Genomic DNA, 19335 nt, shown 5'->3' on the forward strand with positions numbered 1-19335 from the left:
GGCACCTCGTGGTCTCCGTCGTGGGGTTGACGCGGCGGCTTGTCGGTATCGGCAAGAATGGCACGATGGACTCCGACGCAGCCTTCGACCTGGACGGCATCACCTGGATCCCGGTCTCACCCAAGCTCACCCCGGTGCGGGTGACGATCGCCGCCATCGCGATCGGCATTCCGCTGGTCGCCGGTCTGGCGCTCGCGATCATCTTCGGCGGATGGCTGTGGACCGCCCCGGTGGCGATCGCACTGCTGCTGGTCTGGGTGATGTGGCTGGTGCCGCGTCAGGTGCGCGCGATCGGGTATGCCGAGCTGGACGAGGACCTGCTCATCCGCAAGGGCGTGATGTTCCGCTCGCTCGTGGTGGTCCCGTACGGGCGGATGCAGTACGTGGAGGTGCAGGCTGGACCGGTGGCCCGGTCTCGCGGCATCGCCGAGGTACAGCTGCACACCGCCTCCGCCCAGTCCGATGCGTCGATCCCCGGTCTGCCGGAGGCCGAGGCGGCCCGGTTGCGTGATCAGCTCTCCGCTCGTGGCGAAGCACGGCTGGCGGGCCTGTGAGCACTCCACACCGGCCTCCCGAGGAGTTCGGCCCCGGCCCGGATCCCGCCGCGCCCGGGTCGCCGGGCGGCGACCACCGTCCGGATCCCGCCCCGCCTGGAGCGCCGGGGCCTGATTCCACCTCCGCGGCGATGCCGGCTGCACCCGCTGCACCACCCGCTGCACCACCGCCTGCACCGGACCAGCTGCCGCCCCCCGCGGCTGGTGCGGCCGGCACCCATGACGCGGCCAGCGCGCGCGACGAGGACGGCACCCGCGACGAGGACGGCACCCGCGACGAGGACGGCACCCGCGACGAGGACGGCACCCGCGACGAGGACGGCGTCCAGTGGCACCGCGTGCACCGGGTCACCCCGTTCCTGAACGCCTGGAAGGTGGCCGCGGCACTGTTCGCGGTCTTCGTCTGGCAGTACAGCGACACTCTGGGCCAGCTGGACCTTCCCGTTGTCCAGATCCTGCTGATCGTGCTGGGGGTGATCGTGCTCGGCTCCCTCATCGGCCTCGGCATCTCCACGCTCGCGTGGTCTCGCACCAAGTACGCACTCTCCGACGAGAGCGTGTTCCTCCACTCGGGGATCTTGTTCCGGCAGCAACGGCACGTGCGTCTGGACCGAATGCAGACGGTGGACGTCACCCAGCCGCTGCTCGCCCGGATCGCCGGATTCTCCGCACTGAAGATCGAGAGCGCGGGTGGTGCGGGCTCCAACCTGACGCTGCAGTTCTTGCGGGAGGAGACCGCCAAGCAGCTGCGCAACGACCTGCTCGCTCGCGCGGCCGGCCTGCGCGTGGGCCGCGGCCAGGCGGGCCGCCCTGCGCCGGGATCAGTGCCGGGCGCCTCGACCCCAGCGGCAGCCGGGGCGCCGGGGAGCACGTTCGCACCAGAGGCTCCGGAGCGGCCGGTGCTCACTCTGATGGCGTCCCGGCTGCTCGGCTCGCTGGCCCTGTCGATGGGTATCGTGCTCCTGCTGCTCTTCTTCATCGGTCTCGTGGTGCTGGTGATCGTGACCGGGAACGTCGGCGTCCTGTTCGGGGTCGGTGTGCCGATGCTCGGTGGTGCGGCCTACTGGTGGGGCCGGTTTGCCGGCGAGTTCTCCTTCCGGGTGGCCACCTCACCCGATGGCATCCGGGTACGCCAGGGGCTGCTGGAGACCAAGGCACGGACCATCCCACCCGGCCGGGTGCAGGCAGTCCAGCTCACCCAGGCGCCGATGTGGCGGCTTAAGGACTGGTGGCGGATCACCGTGAACATCGCCGGCTACGGGCCGGAGGAGACCACCAGCACGGTGCTCTATCCGGTGGCCACTGAGGCAGAGGCTGCCCAGCTGCTCTACCTGGTGCAACCGGACCTGGGTACCGAGGCGCCGCTGGACCTGCTGCACGCTGGGCTGGTCGGCACGGCCGACGATGCCGGGTTCGTCACCACACCCCGACGCGCCCGCTGGCTGGACCCGCTGATCTGGCGTCGGAACGGGTACCGGCTGACCGACACGGTGACCCTGCTGCGCACCGGCCGGTGGTGGCGCACCCTCGTGCTCGTCCCGCATGAGCGGGTGCAGTCTCTGGGGATGGAGCAGGGGCCGATTGCCCGGAAGATCTCGTTGGCCGACATCGCCCTGCACTCCACCCCGGGCCCGATCACTCCGCGGGTGGCGCACCTCGACGTGGCCGCAGCACAGGGCCTGTTGGTGGAGCTGACCGAGCGGGCGCGCCGGGCCCGCCACAGTGCCGGCCCCGAACGCTGGATGGAAGAGAGCCCTGTGGTGGGAATCGCGCCGACGGGCGAGGCGGAGGACATTCCGGTCGACGCCGCCAGCGTGCGGGCCCGCTTCGGTGGGATCCTGCCGGGTCCCAGCGCGCCACCGGCGTGGAGTGCCCCGTCCGCTGCGGCTGTCCGTTCACCCGAGGCCACCCAGGCCACCGACGCCACCCAGGCCACCGACGCCAACCCATCCCCCTGACCTCCTGGTCACGCTGGCGCGGAGCGCTGCTGCCAGTGCGACACAATGGCGCGTGTGAATACTCGACCTGGACGCCTCGGGGTCGGCGTGGTCGGCGCCGGCCGCGTGGGCACCGTTCTGGCCAATGCCCTGCGCTCCACCGGCCACGCCGTGGTCGGGGTCAGCGCCACCTCCCAGGACTCCCGAGACCGTGCCGATGCACTGCTCCCAGGGGTGCCGGTGCTCGAGGTCCCGGACGTGGTGGAGCGCAGCGAGCTGGTGCTGCTCACCGTGCCGGACGATGTCCTCAGTGACCTGGTCACCGGGCTCGCCTCCCTGGGCGCGTTCCAGCCCGGTCAGCTCCTCGTGCACACCGCCGGGCGGTACGGCGTGGACATCCTCGCCCCAGCACGGGCCTGCGGAGCGATCCCGCTCGCGATCCACCCGGCGATGACGTTCACCGGGACCAGCGTGGACCTCGGCCGGCTCATCGGTGCCCCGTTCGCGGTGACGGCGGACGCACCGGTGCTGCCGATCGCGCAGGCCCTCGTCGTGGAGATCGGCGGGGAGCCCGTGGTGCTGCCAGAGGCCGCCCGCGGCCTGTACCACGCGGCCCTCGCCCACGGGGCGAACCACCTGGTCACCTTGACCAGCCAGGCGATCCGGGTGCTCGGGGCAGCCGGGATCGAGGACGGCGGCACTTTGCTCACCCCGCTGCTCACCGCTGCGCTGGACGGCGCGTTGCGCGGCGGGGAGTCCAACCTCACCGGCCCGATCGTGCGTGGCGACGCGGGGACCGTGGCCGAGCACCTGGCCGCTCTCGGCGCTCTGGCCGGTGCGCACCCGGATCTCGCGGACCTGCCCGCCAGTTACCACACCCTCGCCCGGGCCACGGTGCAGCGGGCCCTGGCCAACCTCCGCATCGACGAAGCACAGGCCGCGGCCCTGCTGGACGCCCTCGCCGCGCCCGGCGGAAGCACACCTGCTGGCGGCAGCCCTGCATCCGCCGAGGTGACCCGGAACGAGGAGGCGATGCCCCCGCCCGCCGGTACGTCCAGTACCTCAGCTGCAGGCGAGATGACCGACCCTGACGGTCCCGCCGTCGTGCACACGATCTCCGAGCTACGCGCGGTGCGCTCGCAGTGGCAGGCGACCACCGCCGTCGTGATGACCTTGGGGGCCCTGCACGAGGGGCATCTGGGGCTGGTGCGTCGCGCCCGAGCGGAGGCGGAACGGGTGATCGTGACGATCTTCGTGAACCCGCTGCAGTTCGGACCGGGCGAGGACTTCGACCGCTACCCGCGCGATCTGGAGGCCGACCTGCGGGTGCTGGCAGGGGAGGGGGTGGACCTGGTGTTCGCGCCCTCAGTGGCGCAGATGTACCCCGACGGCGATCCTCGGGTCTGGGTGCGTGCGGGCGCCATGGGTGAGGTGCTCGAGGGGGCCGCCCGTCCGGGGCACTTCGACGGCATGCTCACCGTGGTGAACAAGCTGCTGCACCTGACCGCCGCCGACGTGACCGTGTTCGGGCAGAAGGATGCCCAGCAGCTGGCTCTGGTGCGCCGGATGGTGCACGACCAGAACCTCCCGGTGCGCGTGGAGGCGATCCCGACCGCCCGCGAACAGGACGGACTGGCCAGCTCCAGTCGGAACCGCTACCTCAGCACCGAGGAACGCCAGCAGGCCACCGTGCTCTCCCGGGCGGTGACCGCGGCTGCGGCTGCGGCGGCTGCCGGCCACCCGGCCGATGAGGTGCGGACGGCCGCGCAGCGCGAGTTCGCCGGGCCGACCGACGCCTCTGTCGGTGCTGTCGACAGCGTGAGTTTGGTCACGACGGACTACCTAGAACTCGTCGATGAGGGCACGATGGAACCAGTAGCAGCACAGCGACGCAGCGGGCGCGCACTACTGGTAGTCGCCGCCCGCGTGGGAAGCACCCGGTTGCTGGATAACACGATCGTGCGCTGGCCGGATGCCGGCGGGGCGGCGACAGGAGAGGACTCATGAGCTCACTGATGCGTCCGATGATGATGGGCAAGATCCACCGCGCCACGGTGACCCAGGCGGACCTGCACTACGTCGGGTCGGTCACCATCGATGCCGACCTGCTCACCGCCGCCGATCTGCTCGAAGGTCAGCAGGTGGACGTCGTCGACATCACCAACGGCTCCCGGCTGACCACCTACGCCATCGCCGGTCCGGCCGGCTCGGGCGAGGTGTGCATCAACGGCGCCGCCGCCCACCAGGTCCATCCCGGCGACCTGGTGATCATCATCGGCTATGGGCTGATGTCCGACGCCGAAGCCCGCAGCTACGACCCGCACGTCGTGCACGTGGACGCCGAGAACCGGATCCAGGCGCTCGGTAGCGACCCCGGCGCAGTCCCCGCCGGCAGCGGTCTGGCCACAGCTGCGGTGAGCTGGCACGGGGGAGTGCACTGACCCCAGCCGGGTGATCGTACGATTGAGGGGTGACCGAGACCGCCGAGAACCCCGCCACCGCCCCCGCCGAGGCTGATCACACTGCCGTCGACGGCGCTTCCGCACCCGAGCAGGTCCGGGTGCGCCTGGCCAAGCGCGAGCGGATGCTGGCGGCCGGAACCGAGCCCTACCCGGTCGCCGTGCCGGTCACCCACAGCATCGCCGAGGTGCGCCAGCGGTACGCCGATGCCCTCGCGCCCGGGGAGGAGACCGAGGACCAGGTGGGAGTATCCGGCCGGGTGGTGTACCTGCGCAACACTGGCAAGCTGTGCTTCGCCACGGTGCAGGACGGTGCCGGGAACACCCTGCAGTACATGATCTCCCAGCGCGAGATCGGCGATGACTCGATGGCGCAGTTCAAGGCGGATATCGACCTGGGGGACCACCTGTTCGCTCACGGCCGGGTGATCGCCTCCCGGCGTGGGGAACTGTCCCTCTTCGTCGACTCCTGGACGCTGGCCGCGAAAGCGCTCCGGCCTCTGCCGGCCCTGCACAAGGAGTCCTCGGAGGAGAACCGGGTGCGCCGCCGGCATGTGGACCTGATCACCCGTCCGGCCGCACGGGACATGATCCGCCTGCGTGCCGCCGTGGTGCGATCCCTGCGCGAGACGTTCCACCAGCGGGACTTTCTCGAGCTGGAGACACCGATGCTGCAAACGATGCACGGCGGCGCCACTGCTCGTCCGTTCATGACGCACATGAATGCGTTCGACTTGGATCTGTATCTGCGGATCGCACCTGAACTGTTCCTCAAGCGGGCGGTAGTGGGTGGAATCGAGCGGGTCTTCGAGATCAACCGCAACTTCCGCAACGAAGGTGCTGATTCCAGCCATTCTCCGGAATTCGCGATGCTGGAGGCGTACGAGGCATACGGCGACTACAACTCGATGGCTGTGCTCACCCGGCACCTGGTGGTGACCGCAGCAGAAGAAGCACTCGGCACCACCGTCCTCACCCTTGGCGACGGCAGCGAGTACGACATCGGTGGCGAATGGTCCGATATTCAACTGTATCCCTCACTCTCGGCAGCATGTGGCGAAGAGATCACCCCCGAGACGCCGCTGGAACACCTTCTTGCCCTGGCCGACCGAGTAGGTCTGTCCATCGATCCCAAGACCGCGATCAGCGGAAAGGTCGCCGAAGAACTCTGGGAGCACTTTGTGGGCGATGCGCTGCACGCTCCCACCTTCGTGCGAGACTTCCCGATCGATACCTCACCGTTGACCCGCGGACACCGTTCCATCCCTGGTGTGGCCGAGAAATGGGATCTCTATGTGCGCGGCTTCGAGCTCGCCACGGCCTATTCGGAGCTGGTGGACCCGGTGGTGCAGCGGGAGCGGTTCGAAGCCCAGGCGCGCCTGGCTGCACGCGGGGATGCAGAAGCGATGAGCGTGGACGAGGAGTTCCTCCAGGCGATGGAGTACGGAATGCCCCCCTCCGGAGGAATGGGGATGGGGCTTGATCGATTGCTGATGGCCCTGACCGGTCTCGGTATCCGCGAAACGATTCCCTTCCCGCTGGTGAAGCCGGTGGAAAACTGATGGCGAGCTTCACCGACATCGTCGTGGCGCTGGCACCACCCTTGGGTCTGGCCACGTTGTTTATCATTGCCATTCGCACGATGATCACCGCAGACCGGAGGGAACGGCGGGCGCAAGCACGTCTCGACGCCGAACAGGACGCGGAGACTAACCAGTCCGCCGATTCCTGATCTCTGCGATATCTTTTGACATCACTACCAGCGTCGTGACAATGTAGTTTCCCGCGTGGCACTCGCCGCGACGAAATCTGCGACGAAGGAATGTGCGATGGCCCAGAAGGTTCGCGTCCTGCTCATCGATGATGTCGATGGGTCGGATGCAGAAGAGACGGTGACGTTTGCGCTGGACGGCGTCACCTACGAGATCGACCTGAACGTTAAGAACGCCGCAAAGTTGCGTGATGCTTTCGCGCCATGGGTCGCCTCGGGCCGACGCAGCGGTGGCCGAAAGATCTCCGGCCGTCGGGGCACTGTGCGTAGCGGCCCCTCGGAATCCCAGAAGATTCGGGAATGGGCCAAGGAGAATGGCTACAAGGTCAGCGACCGGGGCCGCGTCTCCGCCGAGATCCGTGAGGCCTACGCCAAGGCGCACTGATCGAGAAGTCAGCAGTTCATGGCACTCCATCGTAGGGTGGGGTGCCATGAACACGTTGAGGCAGTTCTGGATCGGTACGAAGGCCCAGGACAACTCCAGCGGGATCTGGCGATTCCAGCGCGAATCGGGTAGTTCCTGGAGTGAGGTCACCGCCAAGCTGATGGCCGTGGCGCCGATGCCGACCTTCCTTGCCGTCCACCCGCACGCCGAGCGTCTCTACGCCGTGGGTGAAGGGAAGAGGGGTGGAGTCGCGTCCTACGACGTCGGCACCGACTGCACGCTGCACCGCACCGGCACCGTCGCCAGCGGGGGACAGGGCCCCTGCCACCTGCTGGTCCACCCGCAGGGGCACTGGGTGTACGTGGCGAACTACGGTGACGGCACCCTCGGTGCCATCGAGCTCACCGAGGCCGGCAACGTCGACGAGCACGTGCGCACCTACACCCACAGCGGCTCCGGCCCGGTGGCGGACCGGCAGGAGCGCTCACACGCGCACTTCTGCGCGCTCAGCCCCGGCGGTGACTGGCTGATCGTGACCGACCTGGGCACCGATGAGCTGCGTGCCTACCCGCTCGACGACGGTCTGCCGGAGGACGAGCCGGTCCTGACCCAGCTCCCGGCCGGGTTCGGGCCGCGACACCTCGCGATGGCCGGGGAGCACGTGTACGTGGCCGGTGAGCTCAGTGGCGAGGTAGCCACGCTCGCCTGGGACGAGGGCACCGGGCAGGGTGAGGTCCTGCACCAGGAGCCTGCTTCAGTGGCCGAGGGGCTGCACCAGCTGTCGCACATCGAGCGTGCCGGTGACCGGCTCTTCGTCGGTGTCCGCGGCGCGGACACGCTCGCTACGTTGGGCGATCGCCGAGGACGGTGCCAGCACTACGCTGCTCGGCGAGGTCGCCACCGGCGCCTGGCCGCGCCACCTCAACGTCGCCGGCGACGTTGTGCTGGTGGCCGGAGAGAACGCCGACGTCGTTGCCGTGCACCCGATCGTCGACGGGCAGGCACGCGAGGCGACACCGAGGAGATCGCGGTCCCCGGACCGATGTGCGTGCTGCCGATGTGAGCGGCGCCCGGCCGGCGGCTGGGCAATGAGGTGGGTGGCGGCAAGCGGTGCCCGTGATGCGGCACACTGGAACCATGACGTACACGCTGGTACTGCTCCGCCATGGCGAGAGCGAATGGAACGCGAAGAACCTCTTCACCGGTTGGGTGGATGTGCCGCTCTCGGAGAAGGGGGTCGCCGAGGCTGAACGGGGCGGGAAGCTGCTCACCGACGCGGGGGTGCTGCCCGACGTCGTGCACACCTCCCTGCTCCGCCGGGCGATCACCACCGCGAACCTCTCCCTGAATGCCGCCGACCGGCACTGGATCGACGTCAAGCGGTCCTGGCGGCTGAACGAGCGGCACTACGGCGCGCTCCAGGGCAAGGACAAGAAGCAGGTCCGGGACGAGTTCGGCGAAGAGCAGTTCATGACCTGGCGTCGCTCCTACGATGTGCCGCCGCCGCCGATCGAGTCCGGCTCGGAGTACTCCCAGGCTGCCGATCCGCGGTACGCCGGTGAGCCGATCCCGGCCACGGAGTGCCTCAAGGATGTTCTTGGCCGCGCACTGCCCTACTGGGAGAGCGAGGTCGTGCCCGACCTGCGCGCCGGCAAGGTGGTGCTGGTGGCCGCGCACGGCAACTCGCTGCGCGCCATCATCAAGCACCTGGACGGCATCGACGACGAGACGATCGCGGGTCTGAACGTGCCGACCGGGATCCCGCTGGTTTATGAGCTGGACGAGGCCTTCAGGCCGACGGTGCCCGGTGGTCAGTACCTGGACCCGGAGGCCGCCAAGGACGCGATCGCGGCGGTCGCCAACCAGGGCCGCTGACCCGGGCTTCCGCCGTCCAGCAGTCACCGGCTGAATCGATGCAGTCGTTACGGCGCGCGGTCAGTAGTGCTCCCGGGTATCGCCTGACCGGGCGCACTGCCGAATCGGTCGGCCCGCTGGGCGTGCGGCGCCAGGCCCGCTGACCGTGCGGCGCCGAGCCCGCTGGCGCGCCGGGCGGTCTGCGGAGCCGCGCTGGCCTGCGGTCAGTCGGCGGTGACGTTCTCCAGCTCGCCGGTGACCAGGTAGGCGATCCGCTGCGCGACCGAGACTGCGTGGTCACCGAACCGCTCGTAGAACCGGGCCAACAAGGTCACGTCTACGGTCTGGGTGGTGCTGCCCTCCCAGTCGGCCGCCAACGTGGTGGCGAAGGTGCGCTGGTGCAGGGTGTCGAGCATGTCGTCGTCGGACTCCACCTGGGCGGCCAGGGCCACATCGTGAGTCTCCAGCAGCCGGACCACGTTACCGGCGACGGTGTTCGCCGCCTCCGCCAGCTCGGCGAACACGTCCTCGGCCTGCCCCGGGAGCACCTGGGCCGGGTAGCGCAGCCGGGTCACCTGGGCGATATGCCGGGCGAGGTCACCCATCCGCTCGATCGATGCGCTGATCCGCAGACCGGAAACGATCACGCGCAGGTCGGTGGCCACCGGCTGCTGGCGGGCCAGCAGAGTGATGCACCGCTCGTCCAGGTCGCGCTCGATCGCGTCGATCGCTCCGTCCGCGGCGATCACCTCCTCCGCTAGCTGCAGGTCGGCCGTGGCTAGCGCGATCGAGGCTTCGCGCACCCCCGTCTGTACCTGTCTCGCCATCTGCAGCAGGCCCTCGCCCACCTGACTGAGCTCCTGCTCGAAGATCGCGCGCATCCTGGTCCATCCTCTCCTGGGCATCGGTAGATGCCACACACGCTCCAACGATCTCACGCGGACGTGAACGGGGGTCGGCGGGGGAGTGAACATCTGGTCGCTACCAGGCCAGGGGCCCAGAGTCGCGTCCGGCCCGCACTAGTCTGACCCCTGTGGAGCAGATGTGGCTAGTGGTCGGGGTCGGTCTGCTGGGCCTGTTCGTCGGCGCCAGCGCGGTCCTGGCCTTCCGCGTCTCCGAAGCCGCCCAACGGAGCGAGCGCCCCGCTGCTGCGACGCCGGCCAGCGTGTCCGACGACGTCGCCGCCCTGCTCTCCGCACTACGGTCCACCTCGATCCTGCTGGGCCCGGACGACGAGGTGTTGCGCGCCACCCCGGATGCCTACAGCGCCGGCCTGGTGCGGGCTGGGCACCTGACGCATCCGGCCCTGACCGAGCTGGCGGCACGGGTGCGCCGAACCGGTACGAGTGCTGATGAGCCGATGCTGGTACCGCGCTCGAGCGTGCCCGGATCGGACCGACTCGCCTTTGAAGTGCGGATCGCCCCACTGAGCGGCGGCCGGATGCTGGTGCTCGCGGAGGACCGGACCGCCGAACGCCGGGTGGAAGAGGTCCGCCGGGACTTCGTGGCCAACGTCTCGCACGAGCTGAAGACCCCGGTGGGCGCGATCGCGCTGCTGGCAGAGACCGCTGCGGACGCGGCCGACGACCCCGACGCCGTGCGGCACTTCGCTGCCAGCATGCAGCGCGAGTCCACTCGGCTGTCCGCCCTGGTTCAGGAGATCATCGAGCTGTCCCGGCTCCAGGCTCCGGAACAGGACGTGGACTTCGTCCACGTTGCCCTCGACGAGGTGATCGCCGAGTCCGTGGACCGCGTACGGGTGGAGGCCGACGCACGGCAGGTGAGTATCGCCGTCGGCGGACGCAGTGATCTGCACGTGCTCGGTGACCACGGCCTCGTGGTGACCGCACTGCGTAACCTGCTCGACAACGCACTGCGCTACTCACCCGATGGCACGCAGGTGAGCATCGGGGTGCGCAGCACCGGCGAGATCGCTGAGATCGCAGTGGTGGACCAGGGGGTGGGGCTCACCCCGGAGCAGCAGGAGCGGGTGTTCGAACGCTTCTACCGGGTGGATCACGCCCGCTCCCGCGAGACCGGCGGTACCGGCCTGGGGCTGAGCATCGTCAAGCACGTGGCCGCCAACCATGGCGGCGAGGTTCGGCTCTGGTCCGCACCTGGCCGAGGATCGACCTTCACCCTGCGCATCCCGTTGGCCGACGCCGACGCCGCACAGGCCCCATCAGCAGACAGCCCCGCGCCCGACGGCGCAGAAGGAGAGAACCAGTGACCCGCATTCTGCTCGTCGAGGACGAGGAGTCCTACCGGGAGCCGTTGACCTACCAGCTCACCCGCGAAGGGTACGAGGTGAAGGCCGTGGCCGACGGCGCCGAGGCGCTGGTCGAGTTCGCCCGCACCGAGCCTGATCTGGTGCTGCTGGACCTGATGTTGCCCGGGATGTCCGGGGTGGAGGTCTGCCGTGAGCTGCGGCGCACGTCTTCGGTGCCGGTGATCATGCTCACGGCCAAGGACAGCGAGATCGACAAGGTCGTCGGCTTGGAGATCGGGGCCGATGACTACGTGACCAAGCCGTACTCCTTCCGCGAGCTGCTGGCCAGGATCCGTGCGGTGCTGCGCCGTGGCACGGAGTCCGGCGAGCACACCGACGACGCCCACCTGGCGGTGGGCCGGATCCGGATGGACACCGACCGGCACGAGGTTCAGGTCGACGGCGCCGAGGTAGCCCTGCCGCTCCGCGAGTTCGAGCTCCTCGAGCTGTTCCTGCGCAACCCGGACCGGGTGCTCACCCGGGGTCAGCTGATCGACCGGGTGTGGGGTGCGGACTATGTCGGCGACACCAAGACCCTCGACGTGCACGTGAAGCGGCTGCGCGCCAAGATCGAGCAGGACCCGGTCAGCCCGACAGTGCTGGTCACCGTGCGCGGGCTCGGCTACAAGCTGGTCGCCTCGGACTGAGGAGGGTTACTCCTCCGGAGCGGCCGGGACGTACTCCTCGTAGGCCGGGAGGGTGCCGTCCAGCACCGGCACATCGAGGGTGATCGAGCCCGACTCCGGAGTGGAGACCTGGACGCTCGTCACCGCGCCCGGTGCCACGGGAACGGTCGGTACGGTCACGGTTTCGTGGTCCGGACCGAGCAGCAAGGTGTCCTGCGCGGGAACGCTCAGCTGCTGGCCGCCGCTCACGCCGTCGATCGCCAGACTGACGTCCACCGGACTCGTGGTCTCGTTCACCAGGGCCCCGAGCACAGTGCCCTCTGCGCCTTCGGCGGGGCTCAGGATCATCAGGTTCTCCACCCGGAGCTGGTCGCCAAGGTCGCCGCGCACGCCGTCGCTGGGGGCGTAGGAGTTCATCGTGGTGATCGGGCTGCACGCTCCGACCCCCAATGCCGTCGCACCGGTGAGCAGCAAGGCAGCCGCGAGACGACGGGTACTGCGAGCCACGGGGCTCTCCTTTCGGTTCCAGCCTGAGGGCGCGTCCAGCGCCCGCCGAGTCCACCCTAATGCCTCTCGCGCGCGTGAGGCGCCCGGACCGGGCGGCACCTTCACCAGCTCTGCACATCCGAGGCGGGTCTCCGCCGCGAGCAGACCCGTGTCCATCCACACCGAGTCACCAGTGCAAAAGTGCCTTGCTCGGCGGCTGAGGCAGCTGAGGAGCGTGGTAAACTCATGGCTGCGAAAGGGGAGTGCGAGCACATGACCTTCACAGTCGGCGAGACCGTCGTCTACCCGCACCACGGTGCAGCTCTCATCGAGGAGATCTCGAAACGAATCATCCGAGGGGAGGAGAAACTCTACCTCCGCCTCAAGGTGGCACAGGGTGACCTGACGATCGAGGTCCCGGCCGAGAACGTCGATCTGGTCGGCGTGCGTGACGTCGTCGGCAAAGAAGGTTTGGAGAAGGTGTTCGACGTGCTGCGCGCGCCCTACACCGAGGAACCGACCAACTGGTCCCGCCGGTACAAGGCGAACGTGGAGAAGATCGCCTCCGGTGATGTCATCAAGGTCGCCGAGGTAGTGCGTGACCTCTCTCGCCGGGACGCCGATCGTGGCCTGTCTGCCGGGGAGAAGCGGATGCTCGCCCGGGCCCGCCAGATCCTGGTCTCCGAGCTCGCGCTGGCAGAGAAGACCGAGGAAGAGCAGGCCGAAGCGCGCCTCGACGAGGTCCTCGCGTCCTGAATCTCGGGTCTGGTGCGGCGGCCATGAGGTCCGCTGGTGCTGTCCTGACTGCCGCCGGAAGCGGGTCTCGCCTCGGCGCCGCTGTGCCCAAGGCACTGGTGGAGCTGGCCGGGACTACCTTGGTGGCCCACGCCGCAGCACGTCTGGCCGGTTCTGGCCGGGTGCGGCATCTCGTGGTGACCGGCCCTGGTGACCAGCTCACCGAGGTACGTGCCGCAGTGAGGGCGGTCTGTGCGATCCCGGTCGAGGTCGTCCCCGGCGGGCCGACCAGGCAGGCATCTGTGGCCGCCGGGCTGGCGGCTCTGGACGCCAGCAACGAGATCGTCCTGGTCCACGATGCCGCTCGTCCGTTGGCGTCGACCGCACTGATCGCCCAACTGATCGATACGGTGGCGAGCGGTCACGACGCCGTGGTCCCGGCTCTGCCGGTCACGGACACCATCAAAGAGGTCGACGACGCCGATCCGCCCCGTGCGGTGCGCACCATCGCCCGGGAACGACTCCGTGCGGTACAAACGCCGCAGGCGTTTCGCGCCTCGCTCCTGCGCACGGCGCACCGTGATGCCGCGCTCCTCGCCGCCGATGAGCACACCGCCGTCAGCGACGACGCAGGTCTGGTGGAACGTCTCGGCCACGAGGTGCGGGTGATCGAGGGGGAGTCCCGCGCACTCAAGATCACCACCCGTCACGACCTGGCGATCGCTGCCCTGTTCCTGGAGGAGGAATCATGACACTGCCCCGCACCGGCATCGGGATGGATGTGCACGCCTTCGCGGCCGATGGTCGCACGGGCCTCGCGGTGGCCGGCCTGCGGTTCCCGGACGAACCCGCGCTGGAGGGCCATTCCGATGGTGACGTGGCGGCCCACGCCGCTGCGGACGCCCTGTTCAGCGCCGCCTCGTTGGGAGACCTGGGTTCTCAGTTCGGCACCGACGACCCGGAGTGGGCCGGCGCGGCCGGGACGATGCTGCTCTCCGAGGCCGCGGTGCGGGTGCGCGCCGCCGGATTCGAGATCGGCAACATCGCTATCCAGGTGATCGGCAATCGCCCCCGCCTGGGGCCCCGACGAGAAGAAGCGCAGCGGCTGCTCAGCCAGGCGGCGGGTGCACAGGTGACAGTGTCGGCCACCACGACCGACACCCTCGGCTTCACCGGTCGTGGTGAAGGCCTGGCGGCGATCGCGACCGCCCTGATCGTGCCGCCGCCGGACGAATTCAGCCTGCCGGTCTGAGGCAGGGCCGCTACGACAATCCGGGCTGCAGCTGCTCGCCGTTGCTGGTGGGGGTAGGGCCAGCCCTACCGCCTCTCGGGTGCCCACCCCATGGTCCCGGGCGGTGGTATCGACTTCGCTGGTCCCATGACCTCAACCACAGCCGCGGCCACTGCGCGCAACTCCGCGACGTACACCGGCCGGATACCGGGTTTCCTCGCCCTCACCTTCGGAATCAGCTGGCTCGCCTGGGCGACGGCGTTGCTCCTCGGTGGCGACCTCTCCTCACCTGTCGTGTTCGTGTTCTTCGCGCTCGGCGGTGCCGGGCCGAGTTTGGCCGCACTGATCTACCGGCTGCGCGGAGTAGGCAGCCCGCGGATGGCCCGAGCAGGTTCTACGGTGCGCTGGCTCCCGGTCGCGATCGTGTGCGCGGCGGCGCCGGCCGTGCTGGCCGCGGTGCTCGGACCGGTGTTCGGTGCACCGGCGTTGACCGGTGCTGAGCCGGCTGCCGTGCTCGCGGACAATGGCGGCCTGCTGCTGTTCCTGGCGACCTCCGCCTTCGCAGGGCCGCTCTCGGAGGAGTTCGGTTGGCGTGGTTACCTGCAACCCCGGTTGCGCACCCGGTTCTCCCCCGTGGTCACCACGCTGGTGCTCGGCACCATCTGGGCGCTGTGGCACACTCCGCTGTTCCTGCTCGCTGGTACCTGGCAGTCCGGTCTGGGACTGGGGCAGGGGCTGGGATTCCTGGTCACCATGGTGCCGATGTCGTTGACCTACTGGTTCGTCAGCGAGCGGTTGCGCGGCGGGGTGCCGGGCGCCGTGGTGTTCCATCTGGTCGGCAACGTGATGCTGACGCTGCTGCCCTTCACCGCGCTGGCCGGCGGGGTGGTCTATCTCGCTACTGTCCTGGTCATCGCCCTGGTCGTCCTCGTCCTCCCGGGGAGTGGTGCCCGCTCCTCGGCCCGACTTCTCCGGTGACCCGACGGCGGAGGTATCCGCGTCGGCCCGCGCGCTGGCCAGCGCGTCGGCCCGCGCGTCGGACTGCGTGAGCCCGCTGCGGACCCTGCCGCGATCTAGTCGCGGGCGATGAGCGCACGCAGCAGATGCTCGAGCTGCTCACGTTCGCCGTCGTCGAGCCGGTCGAACATGGCCAGCTGCGTCTCTTTCCGGGCTCCCTCCACCCGGGCGGCGAGCGCTCGGCCCTCCTCGGTCACCTGCACCAGCACCGCGCGCCGGTCGGTGGGCGAGGGGCAGCGGCGGACCAGGCCCCGCTCCTCCAGGCCGTCCACTACCTCGGTCGCGGAGCGCGCAGCGATCCGGAGCCGGGTGGCCAGGTCGGAGACCCGTCCGCCATCCTCGGCGTCGGCGGTGCGCAACGCCATCGCCTGATGCGGGGACAGGTCCCACTCGGCCAGCGACTGTGCCCAGCCGTGCCGCATCTGGTGTGCGGCGTGCAGCAGCAGCTCGCTCAGGTCCGCCTCCGGCCCGGGTGGCTCGCGGTGACGGTGTGGCCACGATCTCATAGCGCCACCATAGCGCTCTCACTACATAATGAGGTAACCTCACAATCGGCCTACCTCAGTAACTCATCGTTTTCGTGGAAGGAGGGTGCCCATGCGACCGGATTCCGCCACCCGCATCGACCCTCGCGATACCGCCCAGCTCGCCACCCACCCGGTCTCCGGTCGGCGCGTACTGGCCCTGTTCCGCCCACACGCCGGTTCCCTCGCCCTGGTGCTGGTGCTGATCGTGGCCACCTCCCTGGTGGGGCTGGCGAACCCGTTCCTCACCCAGCGCGCCATCGACGACGCCCTCGCCCACCAGGACCTGCGCCTGCTGGGCATCCTCGTGGCGCTGATGATCGCCGTCACCGTGGTCACGACTGTGCTCGGGGTGGTGCAGACCTGGCGGTCCACCGTGGTGGGCCAACGGGTGATGCACGGCCTGCGCACCAAGGTCTTCGCGCACCTGCAGCGCCAGCCGCTCGCCTTCTTCACCCGCACCCGTGGCGGGGAGGTGCAGTCCCGGCTCACCAACGACATCTCCGCCATGCAGTCGGTGGTCACGACTGCGGCGACTTCGGTGGCCTCCAACGTGACCACGGCCGTCGGCACCATCGTCGCGATGGTGGCGCTGAGCTGGCAGCTTTCCCTGTTCTCCCTGGTGGTGCTGCCGCCGGCCATCTGGCTGACCCGCAGGGTGGCGCAGATGCGGCGGGAGATTACCGCGCAGCGACAGCAGACGATGGCCGGGCTGCACTCCCAGATCGAGGAGTCCCTCTCCGTCAGTGGCGCGATGCTCGGGAAGACTCTGGGCGCCACCGAGTACCTCACCGACCGGTTCACCGTCTCCTCCCGCGAACTGCTCGGCCTGGAGGTGCGCTCCCAGCTCGCCGGCCGTTGGCTGATGGCCACGATGAGCATCGCCATCGGAGTGATCCCCGCCCTGCTCTACCTGGCCGCCGGACTACCGATCGGCGAGCACATCACCATCGGCACCCTGGTCGCCTTCGTCGCGTTGCAGGCCGGGCTGTTCCGGCCGTTGATGGGGGTGCTGAACGTGGGCGTGCAGGTGGTCAGCTCGATGGCACTGTTCTCCCGGATCTTCGAATTCCTCGACCTGCCGGTGCCGATCGACGACCCAGCGGACCCCGTCACTCTGGACCCGGCCGGCAGTGCCGGACATCTGCGCCTGGAGGACGTCAGCTACCGCTACCCGGGGGCCGAGCAGGACGCCGTGCACGCGCTGGACCTGGAGGTGCCCGCCGGGTCGAACATCGCTCTGGTGGGGGAGTCCGGCGCTGGGAAGAGCACCGTGGCAGCCCTGCTCGCGCGGCTGCACGATGTGGACGCCGGCGCGATCACCATCGATGGTGTGGACCTGCGTGATCTGCGGCTGACGAACGTCGCGGCGCTCGTCGGTACAGTGTCCCAGGAGACCTATCTGCTGCACGACACCATCCGGGAGAACCTGCGCTACGCGCGCCCCGATGCCACCGATGCGCAGATCGAGCGCGCCGCTCGCGACGCCCAGATCCACGGCTTGATCGCCGCGCTGCCCGACGGTTACGACACGATGGTGGGCTCGCGCGGCTACCGCTTCTCCGGTGGTGAGAAGCAGCGCATCGCTCTCGCCCGCACCCTGCTGCGCGATCCGCCGGTACTGGTGCTGGACGAGGCCACCAGCGCGCTGGACAACGACACCGAACGAGCGGTGCAGGCTGCCCTCGAGGTGGTCAGCCGCGGGCGTACCACGGTGACCATCGCCCACCGGCTCTCCACTGTCCGCGAGGCCGACCGGATCGTGGTGCTGGACCATGGTCAGGTGCTCGAGCAAGGTACCCACGAGGAGCTGATCGCCCACGGCGGGCGATACGCATCGCTGGCCGCGCGCGAGCCCGCCGTCGCCGGGCGGTGAGTCCCCCCGTCAGAACAGCGTGTGGCCGCGGGACTCCAGGTCGAGCAGGTACCGCTTGGCCTCGATACCGCCGCCGTAGCCGGTCAGTGAGCCGTCCGCACCGATCACTCGGTGGCACGGCACGATGATCGAGATCGGATTGCGGTTGTTCGCCAGCCCGACCGCCCGGGCCGCACCCGGCTGACCCAGCGCCGAGGCGATCTCACCGTAGCTGCGGGTCTGCCCGTAGCCGATCGCCTGCAGCTCCGCCCAGCAGGCGAGCTGGAACGGCGTGCCGCGAGGCGCCAGTGGCAGATCGAACGAGGTTCGCTCACCCGCGAAGTACTCCTCCAGCTGGTTCACGACGGCGGAGAAGGGCGTGGCATCATCCCTCACCTCGGTCTCGGCTCGCCCGGGGTGACGTGGGTAGTACACCGCGGTGAGTGCCTCGCCGTCACCGAGCAGCACCAGGGGACCGATCGGTGAGGCGATCTCGTGCCGGTAGGTCATCGCTGTCCCTCCCTGTGCTGGGCTCGGCTCCGGTGGCCGAGGTCGCCCTGTGACGCGGAGGTCCGATAATGCGACCTCAGTAGGAGAAAACTACCTCGGCGCCCAGGCGTGTGGGGAGTGCGAGCGCGAGGCGTGTGGGGAGTGCGAGCGCGAGGCGTGTGGGGTGTGCGAGCGCGAGACGCGTGGGGGAGTCATGTCCGCGCCAGCTGCGCCGCCCGCCACAGGTGATGGGCGGCATAGGTTCGCCAGGGCGCGAACTCGGCCCCGGTCGGGTCCAGCGCGGCGCCGCTGAGCCGCTCGGCGGTGCGCCGCAGTACCAGGTCGCTCCCGCAGAAAGCATCCGGGTCGTCCAGCGCCCGCATCCGCACGTACTGCTCCGTCCAGGGACCGATCCCGGGCAGGGCGAGCAGTGCGCGCCCCACCTCCGCCGGCGCACCGCGGTCCAGGTCCAGCCCGCCGGCGGCAGCGTCTGCCAACGCGAGCACGGCGCGACGTCGCGCCGTCGGCATGGCCAAGGCTGCGCCGTCGTCGGCAACGGAGAGCACTTGTGCGGGGGTGGGGAACAGATGCGTGATCGGCCCCACCGGCACCGGCAGCTCGCTGCCGACCGCCTGCACCAGGCGGCCGGTGACCGTGCGGGCCGCGCGGAGGGAGACCTGCTGGGCGACGATCGCGCGCAGCGCGACCTCGAACCCGCCCGGGTGCCGGGGTGCCCGTAGCCCCGGGCGGGCGCGAACCAGCTCGCCCAGCCACGGGTGGGCGCCCAGCTGCTCGCGCACGGCGGACGGGTCGGCACCGGCGTCGATCGTGCGCAGCATTATGTCCCGAGCCGCCTCGGCGTCGGCGAGGTCGGTCAGCAGCGCACCGGCACGCAGCTCCGATCCGGTGCGCTCGATGCGCAGCACCGCCGGACCACCGGGCAGCGGCACCGCGCGCTGATAGACCTGATCGTCGCAGTGCTCCACTGCGGAGATCACCCGCGCTGCCCAGTAGTCCCAGAGGGCGTCCACATCTAGCGGTGGGGTGTAGGCGACGTCGAGATCCACCGGTTGCATGGGGCGATCCTCGCATGCCGGTACCCGCACCGGACCCCGGCTGCGACCGGCACCAGGCTGGGGTAGC

The 19335-nt window shown here is 69.6% G+C and carries 21 protein-coding genes; 16 read left to right on the top strand and 5 right to left on the bottom strand.

The window, feature by feature from the left end; genetic code table 11:
* The first annotated feature begins 65 nt into the window (after positions 1-65).
* The 9 genes from FU260_RS04425 to FU260_RS04460 all read left to right on the top strand — a co-directional run bounded on the left by FU260_RS04425 (position 66) and on the right by FU260_RS04460 (position 8981).
* Positions 66-554, top strand: a complete 489-nt coding sequence (locus FU260_RS04425; protein ID WP_147915960.1) for a PH domain-containing protein — start codon at positions 66-68, stop codon at positions 552-554.
* 131 nt (positions 555-685) lie between these two features.
* A complete protein-coding gene (locus FU260_RS04430) occupies positions 686-2512 on the top strand; it encodes a PH domain-containing protein (protein WP_147915961.1) in 1827 nt (608 codons plus the stop codon).
* A 54-nt stretch (positions 2513-2566) separates the two neighbouring features.
* The gene (gene panC, locus FU260_RS24455) at positions 2567-4498 is read left to right on the top strand and encodes a pantoate--beta-alanine ligase (protein ID WP_328593014.1); all 1932 of its coding nucleotides are present in this window, start codon (positions 2567-2569) and stop codon (positions 4496-4498) included.
* Entirely contained in the window at positions 4495-4932 is a 438-nt protein-coding gene (gene panD / locus FU260_RS04440; RefSeq protein ID WP_187368420.1) for an aspartate 1-decarboxylase, read from the top strand. The genes panC and panD overlap by 4 nt, the downstream gene beginning before the upstream one ends.
* Before the next feature lie 29 nt (positions 4933-4961).
* Entirely contained in the window at positions 4962-6512 is a 1551-nt protein-coding gene (gene lysS / locus FU260_RS04445) for a lysine--tRNA ligase (RefSeq protein WP_147915963.1), read from the top strand.
* Positions 6512-6682: a hypothetical protein gene (locus tag FU260_RS23495; RefSeq protein ID WP_168211646.1), complete on the top strand. Its 171-nt coding sequence runs from the start codon at positions 6512-6514 to the stop codon at positions 6680-6682. The genes lysS and FU260_RS23495 overlap by 1 nt, the downstream gene beginning before the upstream one ends.
* Positions 6683-6779: 97 nt before the next feature.
* Entirely contained in the window at positions 6780-7106 is a 327-nt protein-coding gene (locus FU260_RS04450) for a histone-like nucleoid-structuring protein Lsr2 (RefSeq protein ID WP_147915964.1), read from the top strand.
* Between the two features lie 46 nt (positions 7107-7152).
* On the top strand, positions 7153-8169 hold the full coding sequence (locus tag FU260_RS04455; RefSeq protein ID WP_168211647.1) for a lactonase family protein: 1017 nt from the start codon (positions 7153-7155) through the stop codon (positions 8167-8169).
* 74 nt (positions 8170-8243) lie between these two features.
* On the top strand, positions 8244-8981 hold the full coding sequence (locus FU260_RS04460) for a phosphoglyceromutase (protein WP_147915966.1): 738 nt from the start codon (positions 8244-8246) through the stop codon (positions 8979-8981).
* A gap of 203 nt (positions 8982-9184) precedes the next feature.
* Here the strand turns inward: FU260_RS04460 and phoU are convergent, their stop codons facing one another.
* Complete coding sequence (gene phoU / locus FU260_RS04465; RefSeq protein WP_147915967.1) at positions 9185-9841, bottom strand: phosphate signaling complex protein PhoU; 657 nt, start codon at positions 9839-9841, stop codon at positions 9185-9187.
* Between the two features lie 161 nt (positions 9842-10002).
* Between phoU and FU260_RS04470 the strand changes: the two genes are divergently transcribed.
* Complete coding sequence (locus FU260_RS04470; protein ID WP_147919316.1) at positions 10003-11190, top strand: sensor histidine kinase; 1188 nt, start codon at positions 10003-10005, stop codon at positions 11188-11190.
* Positions 11187-11876, top strand: coding sequence for a response regulator transcription factor (locus FU260_RS04475; protein ID WP_147915968.1), 690 nt, complete (start codon positions 11187-11189; stop codon positions 11874-11876). Before FU260_RS04470 ends, FU260_RS04475 begins: the two co-directional genes overlap by 4 nt.
* Before the next feature lie 6 nt (positions 11877-11882).
* Here the strand turns inward: FU260_RS04475 and FU260_RS04480 are convergent, their stop codons facing one another.
* Positions 11883-12362, bottom strand: a complete 480-nt coding sequence (locus FU260_RS04480) for a hypothetical protein (protein ID WP_147915969.1) — start codon at positions 12360-12362, stop codon at positions 11883-11885.
* A gap of 252 nt (positions 12363-12614) precedes the next feature.
* Between FU260_RS04480 and FU260_RS04485 the strand changes: the two genes are divergently transcribed.
* From FU260_RS04485 to FU260_RS04500, 4 genes are all read left to right on the top strand, one after another.
* Entirely contained in the window at positions 12615-13097 is a 483-nt protein-coding gene (locus FU260_RS04485) for a CarD family transcriptional regulator (RefSeq protein WP_147915970.1), read from the top strand.
* A gap of 23 nt (positions 13098-13120) precedes the next feature.
* Positions 13121-13828 (top strand): 2-C-methyl-D-erythritol 4-phosphate cytidylyltransferase, encoded by a 708-nt coding sequence (ispD, locus tag FU260_RS04490; protein WP_147915971.1) that lies wholly within the window; start codon positions 13121-13123, stop codon positions 13826-13828.
* Positions 13825-14328, top strand: a complete 504-nt coding sequence (gene ispF / locus FU260_RS04495) for a 2-C-methyl-D-erythritol 2,4-cyclodiphosphate synthase (protein ID WP_147915972.1) — start codon at positions 13825-13827, stop codon at positions 14326-14328. The genes ispD and ispF overlap by 4 nt, the downstream gene beginning before the upstream one ends.
* A gap of 126 nt (positions 14329-14454) precedes the next feature.
* Positions 14455-15285 carry a type II CAAX endopeptidase family protein gene (locus FU260_RS04500; protein ID WP_168211648.1) on the top strand — a complete coding sequence of 277 codons (831 nt, stop codon included), beginning with the start codon at positions 14455-14457 and terminating at the stop codon, positions 15283-15285.
* A gap of 95 nt (positions 15286-15380) precedes the next feature.
* Here FU260_RS04500 and FU260_RS24340 read toward each other — a convergent pair whose 3' ends face one another.
* Positions 15381-15830, bottom strand: coding sequence for a MarR family winged helix-turn-helix transcriptional regulator (locus FU260_RS24340; RefSeq protein WP_187368422.1), 450 nt, complete (start codon positions 15828-15830; stop codon positions 15381-15383).
* A gap of 91 nt (positions 15831-15921) precedes the next feature.
* On the opposite strand from FU260_RS24340, the gene FU260_RS04510 reads away from it, so the two are divergent.
* Positions 15922-17724 carry an ABC transporter ATP-binding protein gene (locus FU260_RS04510; RefSeq protein WP_147915974.1) on the top strand — a complete coding sequence of 601 codons (1803 nt, stop codon included), beginning with the start codon at positions 15922-15924 and terminating at the stop codon, positions 17722-17724.
* Positions 17725-17733: 9 nt separating this feature from the next.
* Here the strand turns inward: FU260_RS04510 and FU260_RS04515 are convergent, their stop codons facing one another.
* Together FU260_RS04515 and FU260_RS04520 are read right to left on the bottom strand one after the other, a co-directional pair.
* Positions 17734-18213, bottom strand: a complete 480-nt coding sequence (locus FU260_RS04515; protein WP_147915975.1) for a methylated-DNA--[protein]-cysteine S-methyltransferase — start codon at positions 18211-18213, stop codon at positions 17734-17736.
* A gap of 191 nt (positions 18214-18404) precedes the next feature.
* Positions 18405-19268 (bottom strand): DNA-3-methyladenine glycosylase family protein, encoded by an 864-nt coding sequence (locus FU260_RS04520; RefSeq protein WP_168211649.1) that lies wholly within the window; start codon positions 19266-19268, stop codon positions 18405-18407.
* Positions 19269-19335: the final 67 nt, after the last annotated feature.

Source organism: Ruania zhangjianzhongii (assembly GCF_008000995.1).
Taxonomy (GTDB): Bacteria; Actinomycetota; Actinomycetes; order Actinomycetales; family Beutenbergiaceae; genus Ruania; species Ruania zhangjianzhongii.